This window comes from Streptomyces katrae (genome assembly GCF_000966975.1).
Classification (GTDB): Bacteria; Actinomycetota; Actinomycetes; order Streptomycetales; family Streptomycetaceae; genus Streptomyces; species Streptomyces katrae.
Map to the genome: position 1 here is coordinate 1 of NZ_JZWV01000845.1, position 1,336 is coordinate 1,336.

The window sequence follows — 1,336 nt, forward strand, 5'->3', positions numbered from 1 at the left end:
GCTCTCGAAGAAGTCGATCGCCGGGAACCCCCGGTCCAGGCGCCGGGTGTCGACGAGCACGAGCGCCCCCAGGGCCCCGCTGAGCAGGTCGTCCCACATGAACCAGAACCGCTCCTGGCCGGGCGTGCCGAACAGGTAGAGGACGACCCCCGCGTCGGCGAGGGTGATCCTGCCGAAGTCCATCGCGACGGTGGTCAGGGTCTTGGACTCGATGCCGTCGAGGTCGTCGACACCGATTCCGGCGCTCGTCAGGCGCTCCTCCGTGCGCAGCGGTTCGATCTCGGAGACCGCCTCGACCAGGGTGGTCTTGCCGACTCCGAACCCGCCCGCGATGAGGATCTTGACCGGGGACGCTTCCCGGGCGGCGGGGGCGGCGGAGGTGTCATATCCGGGCAAGGTTGTCCCTGATTTTCATGAGCAGGTGGACATTGGTGGTCTCGGCGCCCTCCAGGGGCGGCCGGTGGTCGATCAGCCCGCGGTCCGCGAGTTCGCCCAGCAGGAGCGTCATCGGGGTGAGGCGCATGTGCGTGCGGGCGGCGATCTCGGCGACCGCCATCCCGCGCGGCGGCGCGCACAGGGCCAGGACGGCCCGCCATTCGGTGGCCAGGCCGGGGTCCTCGTCGTCCGCGGGGACCGCCGCCACGATGGTGGTGTCCATCGTGAGGACGGTCTGCGGGGCGGCGGAGGTGCGCCCGTCGGTGAGCGCGTACAGCCGGGTCCGGCGGGGGCTTCGGCGCTGCGGCTCGTCCGGCATTACGCGGTGGGCGCGGAGGTGCGTCCGGGGGTTCCCAGCCATTCGCCGAGCGCCTGGGCGGTCCGTACGGCCTCGCCGCCCAGCTCGCCGAGGCGGGCCTTGCGGGAGGTCACCACGATGAGCGTGCTGCCCTCGCCGCAGCCGACGACGCAGAGGTAGCGGTCGTCCATCTCGACCAGCTGCCGGATGACCCGGCCGCCGTCGATCTCCCGGGATATCGCCTTCATGGTGGCGGCGATGCCGGAGGAGGCGGCCGCGATGCGCTCGGCCTGGTCGCGCTCCAGCAGGTAGGCGCTGAGTTTGATCCCGTCGTTGGACAGGAGCACCGCTCCCTGGATGCCGGCGATCCGGCTCAGGTTGTTGTCCAGGATGCCGTAGATCATGTCGCTGGATGTCGTCGTCATGGCTGGTCCGCTCCGAGCTCTGCTTCCACTTTCTTGGTCCCCTCTTCGTAGTCCGCCCAGGCGTCGGCCACCTCTTCGGGTGTGGCCGCGTCCGTGCCGGTGTCCGGCTCCGGGGCGCGGGGGCCGCGCAGTTGCCGGGTGAGGTGGGTCTGCGGGACGCGCTCGGGCAGGGCCGGGC

4 protein-coding genes are annotated in these 1,336 nt (G+C 71.5%); all 4 read right to left on the bottom strand.

Features of this window, described 5'->3' with window-relative positions:
• On the bottom strand, window positions 1-396 hold a 396-nt coding region (locus VR44_RS27800; protein ID WP_045950366.1), incomplete at its 3' end, for a GTP-binding protein.
• Entirely contained in the window at window positions 383-754 is a 372-nt protein-coding gene (locus VR44_RS27805; protein ID WP_045950363.1) for a DUF742 domain-containing protein, read from the bottom strand. The genes VR44_RS27800 and VR44_RS27805, both read right to left, overlap by 14 nt.
• Window positions 754-1,158 carry a roadblock/LC7 domain-containing protein gene (locus VR44_RS27810; RefSeq protein ID WP_045950364.1) on the bottom strand — a complete coding sequence of 135 codons (405 nt, stop codon included), beginning with the start codon at window positions 1,156-1,158 and terminating at the stop codon, window positions 754-756. The genes VR44_RS27805 and VR44_RS27810 overlap by 1 nt, the downstream gene beginning before the upstream one ends.
• Window positions 1,155-1,336: hypothetical protein (locus tag VR44_RS27815; RefSeq protein WP_045950365.1), on the bottom strand; the 182-nt coding region annotated here is incomplete at its 5' end. The genes VR44_RS27810 and VR44_RS27815, both read right to left, overlap by 4 nt.

Excerpts from the sequence above, each read along its gene's own strand:
- VR44_RS27810 (WP_045950364.1), bottom strand. The coding sequence starts at position 1,158 with ATGACGACGACATCCAGCGACATGATCTACGGCATCCTGGACAACAAC.
- VR44_RS27805 (WP_045950363.1), bottom strand. The coding sequence starts at position 754 with ATGCCGGACGAGCCGCAGCGCCGAAGCCCCCGCCGGACCCGGCTGTAC.